General features: G+C 61.3%; 12 protein-coding genes. 2 read left to right on the forward strand and 10 right to left on the reverse strand.

The window, feature by feature from the left end:
- Nucleotides 1–14: 14 nt before the first annotated feature.
- Genes A8O26_RS12830 through A8O26_RS12845 form a run of 4 tightly spaced genes read right to left on the reverse strand, consistent with a single transcriptional unit; the run spans nucleotide 15 to nucleotide 6,304 of the window.
- Nucleotides 15–2,930 carry a bpX6 domain-containing protein gene (locus A8O26_RS12830; RefSeq protein ID WP_064118332.1) on the reverse strand — a complete coding sequence of 972 codons (2,916 nt, stop codon included), beginning with the start codon at nucleotides 2,928–2,930 and terminating at the stop codon, nucleotides 15–17.
- Entirely contained in the window at nucleotides 2,923–4,752 is a 1,830-nt protein-coding gene (locus tag A8O26_RS12835) for a hypothetical protein (protein WP_064118381.1), read from the reverse strand. The genes A8O26_RS12830 and A8O26_RS12835 overlap by 8 nt, the downstream gene beginning before the upstream one ends.
- Nucleotides 4,752–5,186 (reverse strand): hypothetical protein, encoded by a 435-nt coding sequence (locus tag A8O26_RS12840; RefSeq protein WP_081265185.1) that lies wholly within the window; start codon nucleotides 5,184–5,186, stop codon nucleotides 4,752–4,754. The genes A8O26_RS12835 and A8O26_RS12840 overlap by 1 nt, the downstream gene beginning before the upstream one ends.
- Nucleotides 5,183–6,304: an AAA family ATPase gene (locus tag A8O26_RS12845; RefSeq protein WP_064118333.1), complete on the reverse strand. Its 1,122-nt coding sequence runs from the start codon at nucleotides 6,302–6,304 to the stop codon at nucleotides 5,183–5,185. The genes A8O26_RS12840 and A8O26_RS12845 overlap by 4 nt, the downstream gene beginning before the upstream one ends.
- A 270-nt stretch (nucleotides 6,305–6,574) precedes the next feature.
- On the opposite strand from A8O26_RS12845, the gene A8O26_RS12850 reads away from it, so the two are divergent.
- Both A8O26_RS12850 and A8O26_RS12855 read left to right on the forward strand, forming a co-directional pair.
- Nucleotides 6,575–8,254, forward strand: a complete 1,680-nt coding sequence (locus A8O26_RS12850; RefSeq protein ID WP_064118334.1) for an MFS transporter — start codon at nucleotides 6,575–6,577, stop codon at nucleotides 8,252–8,254.
- Between the two features lie 174 nt (nucleotides 8,255–8,428).
- Complete coding sequence (locus A8O26_RS12855) at nucleotides 8,429–8,647, forward strand: hypothetical protein (protein WP_064118335.1); 219 nt, start codon at nucleotides 8,429–8,431, stop codon at nucleotides 8,645–8,647.
- 175 nt (nucleotides 8,648–8,822) lie between these two features.
- Here A8O26_RS12855 and A8O26_RS12860 read toward each other — a convergent pair whose 3' ends face one another.
- The 6 genes from A8O26_RS12860 to A8O26_RS12885 form a co-directional block, all read right to left on the reverse strand.
- Nucleotides 8,823–9,218: a DUF1801 domain-containing protein gene (locus tag A8O26_RS12860; RefSeq protein ID WP_016984488.1), complete on the reverse strand. Its 396-nt coding sequence runs from the start codon at nucleotides 9,216–9,218 to the stop codon at nucleotides 8,823–8,825.
- A 69-nt stretch (nucleotides 9,219–9,287) separates the two neighbouring features.
- Nucleotides 9,288–11,315: an LTA synthase family protein gene (locus A8O26_RS12865; RefSeq protein WP_064118336.1), complete on the reverse strand. Its 2,028-nt coding sequence runs from the start codon at nucleotides 11,313–11,315 to the stop codon at nucleotides 9,288–9,290.
- A 21-nt stretch (nucleotides 11,316–11,336) separates the two neighbouring features.
- Complete coding sequence (locus A8O26_RS12870) at nucleotides 11,337–11,948, reverse strand: hypothetical protein (RefSeq protein WP_064118337.1); 612 nt, start codon at nucleotides 11,946–11,948, stop codon at nucleotides 11,337–11,339.
- Complete coding sequence (locus tag A8O26_RS12875) at nucleotides 11,948–13,243, reverse strand: sialidase family protein (RefSeq protein WP_064118338.1); 1,296 nt, start codon at nucleotides 13,241–13,243, stop codon at nucleotides 11,948–11,950. Before A8O26_RS12875 ends, A8O26_RS12870 begins: the two co-directional genes overlap by 1 nt.
- A gap of 50 nt (nucleotides 13,244–13,293) precedes the next feature.
- Nucleotides 13,294–13,839: a cytochrome b/b6 domain-containing protein gene (locus tag A8O26_RS12880; RefSeq protein WP_064118339.1), complete on the reverse strand. Its 546-nt coding sequence runs from the start codon at nucleotides 13,837–13,839 to the stop codon at nucleotides 13,294–13,296.
- A complete protein-coding gene (locus A8O26_RS12885) occupies nucleotides 13,839–14,105 on the reverse strand; it encodes a PepSY domain-containing protein (RefSeq protein WP_064118340.1) in 267 nt (88 codons plus the stop codon). Before A8O26_RS12885 ends, A8O26_RS12880 begins: the two co-directional genes overlap by 1 nt.
- Nucleotides 14,106–14,216: the final 111 nt, after the last annotated feature.

A 14,216-nucleotide genomic window follows, 5' to 3' on the forward strand; every position in this document is an offset into this window, starting at 1 on the left:
GCCGGCTCACCCACTCAGTTCAGCGAAAGGTTGTGTTGCGTGACATTGTCCATATTGAAATGGCTCAAGCGTCCCTGATCATCAAACAGCAGAAAATCGCTACCGACACAACGTACCCGTACACCGTGTCGAGGCCATTGCAGTGTCGCAACGAGGCGGTTGCTGGTCCTGGCGATAAAGTGCCAGCGCATGTCGTGATCGTTGATCAGGTAACCGATCAGCCGGCAGTGCTCCTGCAAATGCACTTCCACCAACTCCTCATGGTCTTGCTCGAAGTCACAATCCGGCAGGCTGTAGTTGTTGCAATCAGTCCCACCACCGAACACCAGAACCGAAACCTCGTCGTTTTCACGCCCCACACGCATAAACTCCAATCGCCCATCAGCGCTAAGCAGGTACTGCTGGTCTATACCCACCGCAGGCACCGGCATTCGCTTCATCAGTCGCCGCTCAGGCAAGCGGTAATGCCATAACTCCAGGCCCGCTTGCGCATCACTCAGCCATAAAGATTCGTTGTACGTGTCATCCTTCATGCCAATGACCTCGCCGGGCAAATCGCTCACGTGCCACAGCGTTTCGAATCCACGATCGACATCCACCACACGCAGTTGTCGCCCACGGCCGATGGTCCAGTTCGAACCGTTGAAGGTGCGGCTGAACACATTGAACATCTGCACGCCGAGATCCGTTGCGATGCGCGTGACCAGATCCACTTTGCTGATACGCCACACTTCATTGCGTCGGGCGACCAGCAGTGCCACTTGCCGCCCATGGGCCAGAACGATGTATTGCGCAGGCATCGCGAATTGGTAGAGCGTGTTGCCATGCGCGTCGACCACCACTGCGCCGGCCTCGCCCAATGCCAGCAAGTAGCGCTGATCATCGAGCGGCACAGCATCCCGGATCATCCGGCTGCCCATGGCCGGCGCAGTCCATTGTAGGGGTTCGCTGCCGGTGACCTGTGTGTAGGGCGCAGGCCGCGCGGGCAATTGCTGCGGCAGGTCGGCCTGCAAGAGTTTGTCCTTGCTCATACTGACCAGTGCCTGCAACTGCAGCAGAGACAAACGCCCCTGCCCGCCCACCTGATCGGCGATGATCGCGTGGACGGTGGCGCTCGCCAACCAGGCCAGCTGGCTGGCGTGCGCCTTGTGCTGCAACAGGCTTTCGGCCAGTACCGCACGCTCGGCGTAGCGGGCAGGATCATCACGCAATTGCTCGACCTGATCGGCATAAGCCAACAAGGTGTCGGGGAGCAGAATCGCGCGCTTGACCAGCGCTCCAAGGGCCAGGCTGCCGCCGGCCATTTCGGCATTCAACAACCATTGCGTGGCGCGCTCGCGCTCCGCCGGCAGCGGCCAGACAACCTCGACGGCTTGCAACCAAAGGCCTTTGCGCGCCAGGGATTCGGCCCACTCAAGACGCAGGCGCTCGGCGTATAACGGCGATTTGTCCTGGAGCAACGCCACGGCGTCAGCGAAGGCTTCATCGCGGCGCGCCACCAGCAAGGCGCGCTGCCAGTTACCGGCCAGGCATAGCAGACGCACGATGGTCGCGGCAGGCATGTCCCAGGCCAGCGCGAGGTCGGCGGCCTGTTGTTGGCGGCCGTGTTTTTCCAGATAGTCGAGCGCCTCCTGCTGTACCTTGAGCAGTTCGGCGAGGACGAACACCGCCTCCTCAATCCGGCCTTCACGGTCGAGTCGCTGGAAGGTCTGGCGGTAGATCTGGCGCAGATGCCCCTCGACGTCTTGCTCGAAGACTATCGAGCGGGCGAGCCCCTGGTGTTGGCTGATCGACAGATCCTGGCGCCGCTGTGGCGTGCCGAACGACTGCTCACCGCTGTGCTCGCCACCGCCCAGCGGAATCGCATGGCGCAGCGCCTCTTCATAATCGCCGTTCTCGAACATCTCGAACATGCGCTGCATATAGGCTGCCTGACGCCGGCCGTACAGCGCAGACAGCCGCGAGTGCCGGGTCAGACGTGTCACCCATCGACGCCACAGCGCAGGTTTGTGTTGGAGCGGTCGCGCCCGCGGCGCAATGTCTGCGGGCGAATGGGTCGGCGCACCCGGCAATGGCAACGGCACGGACGCCACGCGCCGCAACAGATGACGCAACCCGAACAGCAACAGGGTCAACGCGACCCCGGCAATCAGCGTGCCTACTACGACGGCACCGATCTGCAACGACAGCGACGTCACCGGCGCGGGCGTCACAGCGTTCACATCGGTGTGCCGGCCCTGGGCGCCCATCCAGAACACCGCCACCAGCAACACCAGCGTCACACTGAGTTTCAGCCACGGCAGAGTTTTGGCATCAGGCACTGTCCCGCCGACGCTTGCGGGTGACACGACGGCGTCGGGCGATGCCTGCGGCGCTTTCTGCTGACGCGCGATCAGCGCCTGCAGAGTCTTCTGCTGCTCGGGGCTGACCGGTTTCAGGTTTTTGCCGAGAATCTCGCGCACATCGCTGGCGACCTCCAGCGGCTCCAGCACTGGCGGCGGCAGTATGTTGCGACAGTCATAGGTGTCGAGCAACGTCACGCCACTGATATCAATCCACTCACCCGGCGCCAACACTTCGGCATCGCGCAGATGCAGAGCACTGACATGGCTGCCGCGTACCAGCCAGAGATCAGCGGCCGGCAGATCACGCATTTCCTGCGGGTCGAGCACGGCAGAACACAGCACCTTGCCCTGACGAATCAACGGCCAGCCAAGCAAGGTCTCGCACTGCACGGTCAGTGGCAGAGCAAAGCGCAGCAGATCACCGTCGGCGAAACGGTAAGCGCTGGCAGCGGTTTGCCAATGCTCGATGATCAAGCGCTCACGTTCGTGCTGGGCGAACCGTTCAGCGGAGAACCACAGCCCTTCGATGCGCTGGTGACCGCTCAAAACCGGGCGGCGAATCAACGCGGCGGCGTGTTCAAGCATGGCTGGCGTCCTTGTTTTCCGGTTTTTCATTACAAATTACCTGCAAACGCAGGAGGCGCTGGGGTACCGCGTAGACCAGCAGTTCGCGGGCGCTGGTCAGTACGGCAACCAGACCGCTCAAAGGACAGAAGCTGACCTTGGCAATCACCTCGCTGGTGGTGAATAACGTCTCCATGTCATCTCCGTGCCACAGGGCGATAGCCTGCTGACCGGGGCTGATCATCAACAGCGAGTAACGCTCGTTGTCGTCTTGCAGCAAACCGATGCCTTTCCAGCCACGGGCCAGATCAATGCGTTGCGCGTCGGATGGCGAAGCCTTGACCGAGACCACACGCCAGCTTTCGCACTCATTTTTCACTGTGAGCAACGCGCAACCCCCAAAACCGTTACGCCAGTGATAACTGGCGGCAAACAGCACCTGACTGACGCCATCGGCCAATCCCACTGCATGCGCAGAAGTGACCCGCCCTTCCGGATTCACCGAATGGGCGTACAACCGAGTGCCTTCGCGGCGCACATAAGCCATTGCGTCAGCGTCCACCTTGGCGATGGCGATTACCTCTGTCGCCAGGCGATGAGTCTGCCGGGTTCCCGGGGTATTGGCATTTTTTGCAATTTCCACGATCCAGAAGGCCAGATGTCCTTGGGTATCGAGCAGAAACAAACGGCTGGCGGAGTAACCGCGCAAACCTACCGCGGGAAGGAAACAGGCGGTCCCCGGCGGCAGCCCTAACTCTTCCAGACCCGGCTTATCGACAGGTTTCAGGCCGGGAATACTCCAGAATGTCAGCTGCAGAGAGTCGCTCAAAACCGCCCCGATTGCGCGGCCGAAGAACAGAGCCGTCAGCGCTGTACGTCCCGAGCTCCAGAGGTTGCGGCGCACTTCCAAAGGTTTTTTCTGGTATGGCGCTGGTAACTTGATCACCACCATGCCGGGTTCATCGAGCATCTTTAGCGCGACATGGCTGCCGGCACTGGAAATGACCGGCGGCCGCGTGAGCGCCACCCGCGGCACACAACCCTTGGCCGTCGGCGCAGCATTGACCACTTCACCCTCGAACTGGCCTTTGAGCAATTGCAGGGCCAAGCGCTCATCGGGCATCGGCAGGCGTACGCGACGGGTATCCGTTGCCTGCAATTGCACGGACAGGCTGCTGCCATCAAGACTGCGCGCGACCTGCACGCGATGGGTGCATATCTTCCCGTCAATGACCGGCAGACGTTGCCCCACCAGCCAGCACTCACCGACCGGCATTGACGTGGTGCGCAGCCAGCTGCGCCACGTCTGCCAGTGTCCATCACCCACAGTGGTAAAGGTTCGTGCACTCAGCAATCGCTTGAGTTGCGCCGCCGAATCGACCTCGTGCAAGACTGGCTCCTGCTGCAAAATGCCCCAACGCAGTTCGGCACCCGCCTCTTTCGCACGACGTGCCAGCAGAATCAGCAGCGCCATGTGCACCAGGCGCGCAGCGCCCAGTTGCAGCGGCCCGGCGTCAAACAGCGCGACAATCAGGCGACTGGCCTGTTGCCCACGATATTGCGGCGCGAGGAACAGGTGTTCGCCTACAGCCGCGCGGCGCAAAAACTCGTCAGGCACTTCGTCGGCCAGCAGCCATTCGCTGGTCAGCAGCCGATCATAAGGCCCACGCCGCTGCAAATCGCCCAAGCCATCGGGCTCGGGCACGCCGCCCTGTTGCACACCGCGCAGCGGGCCCAGTACCGGGTTGAGCCGTCCAAGCAGATCGGCGAATAGCGGCAGTTGTTCCGGGGCGAACCATTCCAGCCATTCGCGCCACGGTTGCAGAGATTCAGGTAACTGCATCAGCGCCCCGCCCAAAAATCGTCAATGCGCTGCAAATGTTCTGCGCTCACCGGCAATTGCCGATCGAGCGGTACCACCGCCGGTGGATCACGCCACAGCAGCAGCGGCGCCCGCGAGAAGCGGTGCGACAACGCCTGTGCCAGCAGGTCGGTCGGTACATCCGGCTCCCAACTGGTGGGCAACCACAGCCCGGGCGCACGCTCGTCCATCGCCGCATAGGCAACGCCATCGACCCACGGCAGATCCGCCGCCGCGCCGCTCACCAGCAGCACGTCGCGATTGGCCGTGGTATGCAGGCGCGAGGCCTGTTCATCCGGTATCGCCAGCAATCGCGCATGCAGACGCCGGGCGGCTTCGCCCCACGCCACGGCAGCCTGTGGCGCCGCTGCCACCGGCCGCAAGCGCCAGGCCCAACTCAGCGGTTTGCCATTCATGCGGCAGTCGTCAGCAAACGGGCGAGCTGGCCGCGAACGTCGTGCAACGTCGCCGGGATGGTCAGGTCGTTGAAGTTGGCGTCGATCTCACGCAGCAGACCCTCCAGCAAGGCACCGGCCGGCGGTTCAGTGCGCGCCAGATAATCTTCGGCGGTTTCCAGCAGGCGACTGACCCGCGACATCGGCTGCAGGGTCGCCTCCTCCACCGCGCTGAACAGATGGCGGTTGCTCGACTGGGTGAACATCTCGCGCAGCACCTCGCGACCGTGCTGCTGGGTTTCCTTGGTTGGCAACACGTACAGCAGCGGCCACAGATCGGCGGCGCTGGCCTCCACTCGACCACCGAGCAACGCGGCGGCAGCGATCAGGCGCTGGGACTTGACGATGCGTCGATCCGACAACTGAATGCCGGCCTCACGCAATCGGCGAATGGCTTGGGCCAGCGCCGGGCGCACGGCGCTCAGGTCAACGCTCTTCAGAGCCTGACCCAGCGTGTCGAGCTGGCTCAGACCGAGCAACTGTTGAACCGGGCGTTGCTCGGACTGCCAGCCGCCGGCGAGCATCGCTTCCAGCTGATTGTCCGGCACCGACTCGACGAACAGGTGCAGCAGAAAGCGGTCGCCAAACGCCGCCAGCGCTTCATCGTCGGGCAAGCCGTTGGAGGCGCCGACGCAGACCCGCAGCGGGCACTGAATCTGCGTATGCCCACGCCGGAAACGCCGCTCGTTAAGCACGCCAAGCAGCGTGTTAAGAATGGCCGTCGAACCGAGGAACACCTCATCAAGGAAGACGATATCGGCTTCAGGCAGCATGCCGCTGACGTCGGTTTCCACCGTGCCTTCGCGAAGCTTTTTCAGGTCGACCGCGCCGAACAGTTCCGAAGGTTCGGTAAACCGCCCCAGCAGATACTCGAAATAGCGCCCGCCCATCGATTGCGCAACCCGGCGCACGACCGCACTTTTCGCGGTGCCTGGCGGGCCGATGACCAGAATATGCTCCTGTGCCACCGCGGCCAGAACGATCAGTTCGGCCAACTGCTCACGCCCCACCAGACCTTCGGTGGCGATGCGAACGGCCTGACGGATTTGCGCGGCAGCGCTCTGCAATGAAGCATTCATGAGCATCTTCCCTGAAAAGTGAATTCTAAGTGGGCTGGTCGGCAGGTATCGGCCGCGGGCAAGTGATCTTTAATTGCCACTACGGCCAAGTACGCGAGTGGATATCTGCCAGAAGCTGATTATGCTCAAAGAAACCTTGCAGCAATGCGAGGCGGTCAGACTGTGCAAGTTTCACGCGAGAGCAGTTGCGGCATATGCCACAAGGCCAGAGTGCGATAAGCAGTAACGGGGGACTCCGGCCTACAACAATAAGCACGACGGAGAACACCCATGGCCACAATCGACACAGCATCCACCGGCAGTCCACCGCGCAGCGGCGGCATCACCAAGGAGGAGCGCAAGGTTATCTTCGCTTCGTCCCTTGGCACGGTTTTCGAGTGGTACGACTTTTACCTCTACGGCTCACTGGCGGCGATCATCGCCAAGCACTTCTTTGCCGGTGTCAACGAAACCACCGCGTTCATTTTTGCCCTGCTGGCCTTCGCGGCGGGGTTCGCGGTGCGGCCGTTCGGGGCGATTGTGTTTGGCCGGCTCGGTGACATGATCGGGCGCAAACACACGTTCCTCATCACCATTGTGATCATGGGTGTCTCGACCGCGATTGTCGGTCTGTTGCCCGGTTACGCGACCATCGGCGTCGCCGCGCCGGTGATCCTGATTACCCTGCGTTTGCTGCAAGGCTTGGCGCTGGGTGGCGAGTATGGCGGCGCTGCGACTTACGTCGCCGAGCACGCGCCACGCAATCGACGCGGCTTTTTCACCTCATGGATTCAAACCACTGCGACCCTGGGCCTGTTTCTGTCGCTGCTGGTGATCCTCGCCTGCCGCACGGTGTTGGGCACTGAGGCATTCGAAGCCTGGGGCTGGCGGATCCCGTTCCTGCTGTCGATCCTGCTGCTGATCGTCTCGGTGTACATCCGCCTGCAACTGAGCGAGTCGCCGGTGTTCCAGAAAATGAAGGCTGAAGGCAAGGCGTCAAAAGCGCCGCTGACCGAATCCTTCGCGCGCTGGGACAACCTCAAAGTGGTGATCATGTCGTTGCTCGGCGGCACCGCCGGGCAAGCGGTCGTCTGGTACACCGGGCAGTTCTACGCGCTGTTCTTCCTGCTGCAGACGCTGAAGATCGACCCGCAGACCGCCAACCTGCTGATCGCCGGTTCGTTGCTGATCGGCACGCCGTTCTTCGTGATTTTCGGCAGCCTCTCCGACCGGATCGGGCGCAAGCCGATCATCATGGTCGGCTGCATGCTGGCGGCACTGACCTACTTCCCGATTTTCCACGCGCTAACCCAGTACGGCAACCCTGACGTGTTCATCGCTCAGGAGAGAAACCCGGTCAAAGTCATCGCCAACCCCGACCAGTGTTCGTTCCAGTTCGACCCGGTGGGCAAGGCCAAATTCACCAGCTCCTGCGATCTGGCGAAGACTCTTTTGGCGAAACGGGCGATTCCTTATGAGAACGTGATCGCCGAACCTGGCACCGTCGCGCAAGTGCGCATCGGTGACAAAGTGGTCGAGAGTTTTGAAGGCAGTGCCCTGCCGGCTGCCGACTTCAAGGCGCGCAACGACGCGTTCACCGCGACCCTCGGCACCGCACTCAAAGACGCCGGTTATCCGGAAAAAGCTGACCCTGCAAAAACCAACTACCCAATGGTGCTGCTCCTGCTCACCGTGCTGGTGATCTACGTGACCATGGTCTACGGCCCGATTGCGGCGTGGCTGGTCGAACTGTTCCCGACCCGCATCCGCTACACCTCGATGTCGCTGCCGTATCACATCGGTAACGGCTGGTTTGGCGGCTTCCTGCCGACGGTGGCGTTCGCCATGGTCGCGGCCACGGGGGATATATACTACGGCTTGTGGTATCCGATCGTGATTGCGGTGATGACGGCGATACTCGGCACGTTCTTCCTGCCGGAAACCAAGGATCGCGACATTCTCAAGGACTGAACCTGAACCTTGCAGGAGCGGTTTACGGCCGCTCCTGCAGGGGCATTGCCGGTATCAGAACGAGCCCGCTTTGCGACGCAAAGTTTCTGCACCGTTCATTCCACTGAGCCACAGAATTATCGAACGCTTACCGTACCGCCACCTCCAACGTTTACACCACTGGAGGTCAGCACAATGAACAACGATGACAACAAAACCCCGAACGCCCCGCCAACCGATACGTCCGGCAAACCGGTGAATGTGGTCGAGCGCGATCTTGAAGACCAGGACGATGACACCAAAGCCGTGGATGAGATCATCACGCCTTCGTCCACCCGAGAGAAAGAGCAGGACGCCGAGACGCTGCAACGCAAGATTGATGAGATCGAACGTAAAGTGGCTGATGGTAATTAGTGCCGCTCAATGCAATCGCAGCAGTCTGCTGGATCTACCCCCTCACCCCCCCAAGGGGGCGAGGGGAAAGGGAGCCGGTTTGTGTGCTTTTCAAATCCTGAGTTCAACTCGATATTTCACGTCGGCGTAACTCGCATCAACACTCCGGTCAGTCCCCTCTCCCCCTGGGAGAGGGCTAGGGTGAGGGCTTCTTCGCCATATTGAGTTTCACGGCCGCCCGAATCAGCGCAATCAACGCTTTCTCATCAATCCGGTCACCCTCGTGGAAATCAATCGCCCGTCGCGTATTGCCCTCCAGACTGGCATTGAACAACCCCGCCGGATCGTCCAGTGACGCCCCCTTGGCAAAGGTCATTTTCACCGCAGCCTTGTACGTCTCGCCGGTGCTGATAATTCCATTGTGCGACCACGTCGGCACACCCCGCCACTTCCATTCCTCAACCACTTCGGGATCAGCCCTATGCACGATCACGCGGATCTGCGCCAGCGTTTCACCGCGCCAGTCCCCCAGCTCGGCGATGCGTTGATCAATCAGAACGGAAGCGGATTCGGTGCCCTCGGCTTTTTTCATCGCAAGATTCTCGACGGACAGGAGACCCACAACTCTAGTCCGCGCCCTTCCCCCTCGCCAATTCAGCCCTCACCGCACATTCCGATACAACATCAACCGCGCACTTTCATGCAGTCCACGCGTCAACTCCACCAACCGCTGAAATTCCTCCGGGTTCTGCTCAGCAACATTGTCCAGCGGCGTCGCAGAACGCAGATCATGCAATGTCGGCGCACTGCCGTCGTGTTGCATCTGCAGCAAATGGTGTTGCGTCACGCCACCAATCAACGGGAACGTGCCTTCGCGCAACACCAGCGGCACCACGCGTTCGCCTTCCGGCGCCGGCTGCTGAATATCGCGGCCCATCGCGCCGTTGCTGAACGGGATGCCAGCCATGCCTGCCACCGTCGGCAGCAAATCCACCAACCCCACCGCTTCATCGATCCGCTTGGGTTTAAGCAAGCCCGGCGCATGAATCAGCATGGGCACATGGTTGCTTTCCAGCCCCAGTTGTTCGAAGGCCGGTGGCATGTGCGGGATCTGGCTGATGCGGGTGTTGTGGTCGCCGAAGAACACGAAAATCGTGTTGTCGTAATAGCCGCCGGCCTTGGCCAGTTCCATCAGCTTGCCAATGTTGAAGTCCAGCAGGCGCACGGCATTGTATTGCTCGACGCTGCGTGAACCGGCAGCTTGCACCTGCTCCAGCGACAGATGACTGATCTGGAAGCCATCGTTGTCCTTGGGAATGGTGAACGGCCGGTGGTTGCCCGAGGTTTGCACGTAGGCGAAGAACGGTCGGTCTTTGAGCAGATCACGCAGGATGCGGTCGCTTTCCTTGAACAGGTCGAGGTCGGAAATCCCCCAGACATCCACCAGTGGCGAACGCCAGTCGCTCTCCTGATACAGCTTCACACCCTCGATGCTTTGCTGGATCAGCGCATTGATATTCGCCCAGCCGGCATTGCCGCCGATCATGTAGAGCTTCTGATAATCGCTGAAGGCGTTGATCAGCGTGTGCTGACGGGTGATCAACGGATGGCGGGTGGCGGTCTCCTGACGGGTCACGTCCGGCACCCCGGTGATACTGGCCCACACGGTTTTTGCGGTGCCGGTGACCGGCACGTAAAAGTGCCGGAAAAACCAGCTCTCGGTCGCCAGTTGATCGAGATTCGGCGTCGGGTTCAGCGGGTTGCCATAGGCGCCCACCGCACTGGTGCCCAACGATTCGAGCATGACGAACATTACGTTCGGCGCACCCGCGACCCGGTATGGCTGCACCGCTTGCTGTCGCTCGAATGTGAGGCGTTGCGGGTCCGGCTGATCGACACCCAAGTACCGTGCAATCACCGGGTAATGCTCGCGCACCTGGGCTTCATCGAACTGCGTCTGCCCAGCCTTGAGCGTGTCGTACAGAAACAGCACCGGGTTCAGGCCTACGGCGGCAATCTGCGCATTGCCGGAGAAAAACGCATCGCTCCAGCGCAACGGCACCGGGTTTTCCAGATTGAGATTTTCGACGCGACCGAGCAACGCCAGCAGCACGGTGACTAACCCGAGTCCAGTGCCCAAGGCCAGCGAGGTGCGGCGGATGACCCGAGGTTCGCGCGCCAGCGTCGCGCGTTCCAGGCGCAGAAATCCGTAGAACCACAGCGACAGCACCGCCAGCCAGCCGAGGGCAATCCACAGCACCGGGTAGCTTTCCCAGACCATTTGCTGCGAGATCTGCGCGTCTTCCAGATAACGCAACACCGTGGCATTGATGCGCACGCCGAGGTAGGCGTAATGGCCGAAATCGATGATGTAGATGAGGCCGACTGCGCCCAGCGCCAGCAACCAATAACCCCGCGTTACACGGCGCAACATCGGCACACGGGTCAGGTTCCAGCGCGGCAGCCAGGCCAGAACGGCCAGCGGCAACATCAGCAGCACGGCCAGACGCAGGTCGAAGCGCAAACCGATGCCGAGGGTTTCGCGCAGTTGCGGGTCGTCGGCAAACGCGCTGAGGTCAAGACCGGAAAAACCCAGCACAAACACCAGCCGCAACATGGCCAACAGTAAAAACACCAAACCTGCCGCGCCGACGCCGTAGCGCAGGCGCCGCGATTGCAACCAAGCCATCGTTGACCTCTGTGGGGTGATTCAGATTGAGGATGTCGGCACGGCCGAGACCGGGCGCAGCAGACGCCAGACTTCGCGGATGCACAATGCCGCGCCGGCCACCAGGCAATAGCCCAGCAACAGCGGATCGATCAGGTAATCCCAATAGTTTTCCGAAGCCTTGAGGCGTAGCGCGAAGGCCAATGTACCCAGCGCCAGCATCGCCACGCCCAACCCGTTGCGCAGCCACAACAGCGCCAACGTGGTCAGCCCGACCAGCACAATCATCGGTCGCGGGTTGAAGCCCCAGCGGTACGGATCGACATACGTCAGGCCCATCGTCGCCGGGTACAGCATCAGCGCCAACACGGTAAACAGCACCAGCACCTGCACGCGTTTGATCGTCGGCAACGGCGCAATCACGCCCAACCGCAGCAGACTCGCCCAGCCGAGCAACACCAGCGTGGTGATCGCCAGGTCGTCGGTAAAGCTGCGCACATAGGCTGCCAACGGCAGGTCGTTAACCGGGATAAAACTAACCAACGCCAACACCGGCAGCAGCCACGGCCGCCAGCGCCGGTTGAAGCGAAACGCACTCAGCAGGACAAAACCGAGCAGGACAAAACTCAAATGGGCTTGCCAGGGAAAGATCATCACAGGCGCTCCGCCAGCCACGCATCGTTGAAGCTGACATGTTTGATAAAGGTGTTATTCCACGAATACACCAGGTGATAGAGACCGTCCGAACCCCGGCTGAAATACGGGTATTCGTACTCGAAGTCACAGCCGCGCGGTTTGCACACGCGGTAGTCGAGATTGCTCAGAAAGCGCTGTTCCAGCGGCAAGCGTCGCGCACCACTGGAGGCCCGGAAGCCTTCGCCGATGATCGCTTTGTAGGTTTCAGGGGCGAACGGCTGGCCAAGCGGATCGGGCGATTGGTCGAGATCAATAACGCTGCGCCAATCGTTGAGGTTGGCATCGGTGCCGTACAGGCTGAGTTTGAAACGGCCGTCCTGCAGATCGTTGAGCGCCACCAGCAAGCCGTCATCGGCCGTGCCCACCGCCGCCAGCGACGAGTTGGGGTTGGCCGGCTCCAGCGGATACGGTTCGCTCCAGGTCTGGCCGGCGTCGTTGGTGCGGCTGGCAAGCACGCGATGATGGGTCTCGCCGGCATAGCGCAACATCGCTACGGCACGGTGGCCATCCAGCGGCACGATGGTCGGCTGCAACGAGTGTTTGCCACGGCTGATGCGGAACTTGTCGATCACCGCACCGTCGGCGCTCAGGTACAGGTACTCGGCAAATTTGCCCATGAATTCGTGGTACACCGGCAAGCCAATCGAGCCGTCGGCATGGAACACCGGCGCGGCGCGCACCAACGTGCTGATGTTGAAAAACGGCGAGGTGACTAACTGTCGAGGCGTCGACCAGTTGCGCCCGAAATCATCGGAGACCATCGCATTGATCGCACTGGTGGCCCAGCCGCCAACCGATACCGACACATAAAACATCCACAAACGCTGATCCGGCGCGAGGGCGATCACCGGGTTACCCAGTTTGCGAATGTAGCGGCGCGTGCCGTCGCGGGTGGATTCACGGGTCGCCAACACGTGTTCGGCGCCCCACTCCGAGGTTTTCGCGTCGAACCGCGCGGTGCGGATCTGCACGTCGGCAGCGCCTTCGCGCGAGCCGGCAAACCACACCGCCATCAAGTCACCGCCGGGCAGCGCCGTGACCGAGGACGAATGCACGAAATCGTCCAGTTGCGAGGAGACGAAACGGCTGTTGTACATCGGTTCGGAGGCTTGCGGTGCGGCATCAACCGGCGCGGTCGAGAGCGCGAAAGGCGCCAGCACGTGCGACGGATGACTGCGCCACGCAGCCACAAAGATCAGGCACACCGCGAGGCTGCCGAGAATGAATTTCAAGCGAAAGGACAACGCACGCATAGTGGACTCGCGGCAAGGACAGGAGGGTTAACAATCAGCAGACATCCTTGTCAGCGCGTCGAGTCGTCTGGCAAGCGGCGACGGCGTCCCGTGAGCATCGACAACGGCAAGTTGTCGCGCACCTGAAAGCTTTCAAACAGCGCCGCAGCGATGTGGATGCAGACGAGCACGAGCAGGCCGTCCGCAGCGGTTTGGTGGATCGATAGCGGCCAATCGGCGCCCCACAAGGCGTCGACCTCTTCCATCGCCCAACCGCTGAGGCCGATGGTCAGCAAGGCCAGCAACATCAGGATCATCACCAGCGCGCCAATGGGCGAGTGGCCGAGGCGATGTTCGGGCCGCCCGGCCAGCAGCGACCGTGCATGGCCGAGCAAACGCGATGGCGTCGGCCAGAAGTCCGCCCAGCGCGCACTGCGCGGCCCGATAAATCCCCACACTGTGCGCACCAGCAACCAGCCCATGGCGTAATAACCGAGCCAGACATGCCAGTCGTCGCCGGCTTCATTGAAGAAGTAATTAGCGACGAAAACGCCCGCGATCGACAGATGAAACAGCCGCACCACGGGGTCCCACAAGCGCAGGGACGCGCTCGGCATCAGCCCTTGATCTCGGTCTTGACCGCTTTACCGCTGACCGGGTCGTGGTAGATCTCGACTTTGCGCTTGTCCTTGTCGAACCCGTAAATCTCGTAGCAGTTGCCGTCGGTGACCTTGAACTTGCTGATCTCGTAGCCCTGGGCTTTCAGTTGTTCCTGAAAGACCTTCTGGTCTTGCCATTGTGAGCGCTCGGCGGTGGTGCATTGCGGGCCGGCGACGGCCAACGGGCTGGCGACGATCAAAGACAACAGCAGCAGTTTGCGCATGGAATCACTCTCGCTGGATGAGGAAGGCGTCACTGTGCAAAAGCAACCTTAGCGAAAGCTTAGTTGGCAACGAGTCGTTACATCTTTCCCGTCGGAAGGCCTGCCACGGCG

Origin of the sequence: Pseudomonas fluorescens (assembly GCF_001648775.1) — a bacterium.
Lineage (GTDB): Bacteria > Pseudomonadota > Gammaproteobacteria > Pseudomonadales > Pseudomonadaceae > Aquipseudomonas > Aquipseudomonas fluorescens_M.

Bases quoted from the DNA above. Each gene is read 5' to 3' on its own strand.
- A8O26_RS12830 (WP_064118332.1), bottom strand. From the start codon at position 2,930: ATGCTTGAACACGCCGCCGCGTTGATTCGCCGCCCGGTTTTGAGCGGT.
- A8O26_RS12835 (WP_064118381.1), bottom strand. From the start codon at position 4,752: ATGCAGTTACCTGAATCTCTGCAACCGTGGCGCGAATGGCTGGAATGG.
- A8O26_RS12840 (WP_081265185.1), bottom strand. From the start codon at position 5,186: ATGAATGGCAAACCGCTGAGTTGGGCCTGGCGCTTGCGGCCGGTGGCA.
- A8O26_RS12845 (WP_064118333.1), bottom strand. From the start codon at position 6,304: ATGAATGCTTCATTGCAGAGCGCTGCCGCGCAAATCCGTCAGGCCGTT.
- A8O26_RS12850 (WP_064118334.1), top strand. From the start codon at position 6,575: ATGGCCACAATCGACACAGCATCCACCGGCAGTCCACCGCGCAGCGGC.
- A8O26_RS12855 (WP_064118335.1), top strand. From the start codon at position 8,429: ATGAACAACGATGACAACAAAACCCCGAACGCCCCGCCAACCGATACG.
- A8O26_RS12860 (WP_016984488.1), bottom strand. From the start codon at position 9,218: ATGAAAAAAGCCGAGGGCACCGAATCCGCTTCCGTTCTGATTGATCAA.
- A8O26_RS12865 (WP_064118336.1), bottom strand. From the start codon at position 11,315: ATGGCTTGGTTGCAATCGCGGCGCCTGCGCTACGGCGTCGGCGCGGCA.
- A8O26_RS12870 (WP_064118337.1), bottom strand. From the start codon at position 11,948: ATGATCTTTCCCTGGCAAGCCCATTTGAGTTTTGTCCTGCTCGGTTTT.
- A8O26_RS12875 (WP_064118338.1), bottom strand. From the start codon at position 13,243: ATGCGTGCGTTGTCCTTTCGCTTGAAATTCATTCTCGGCAGCCTCGCG.
- A8O26_RS12880 (WP_064118339.1), bottom strand. From the start codon at position 13,839: ATGCCGAGCGCGTCCCTGCGCTTGTGGGACCCCGTGGTGCGGCTGTTT.
- A8O26_RS12885 (WP_064118340.1), bottom strand. From the start codon at position 14,105: ATGCGCAAACTGCTGCTGTTGTCTTTGATCGTCGCCAGCCCGTTGGCC.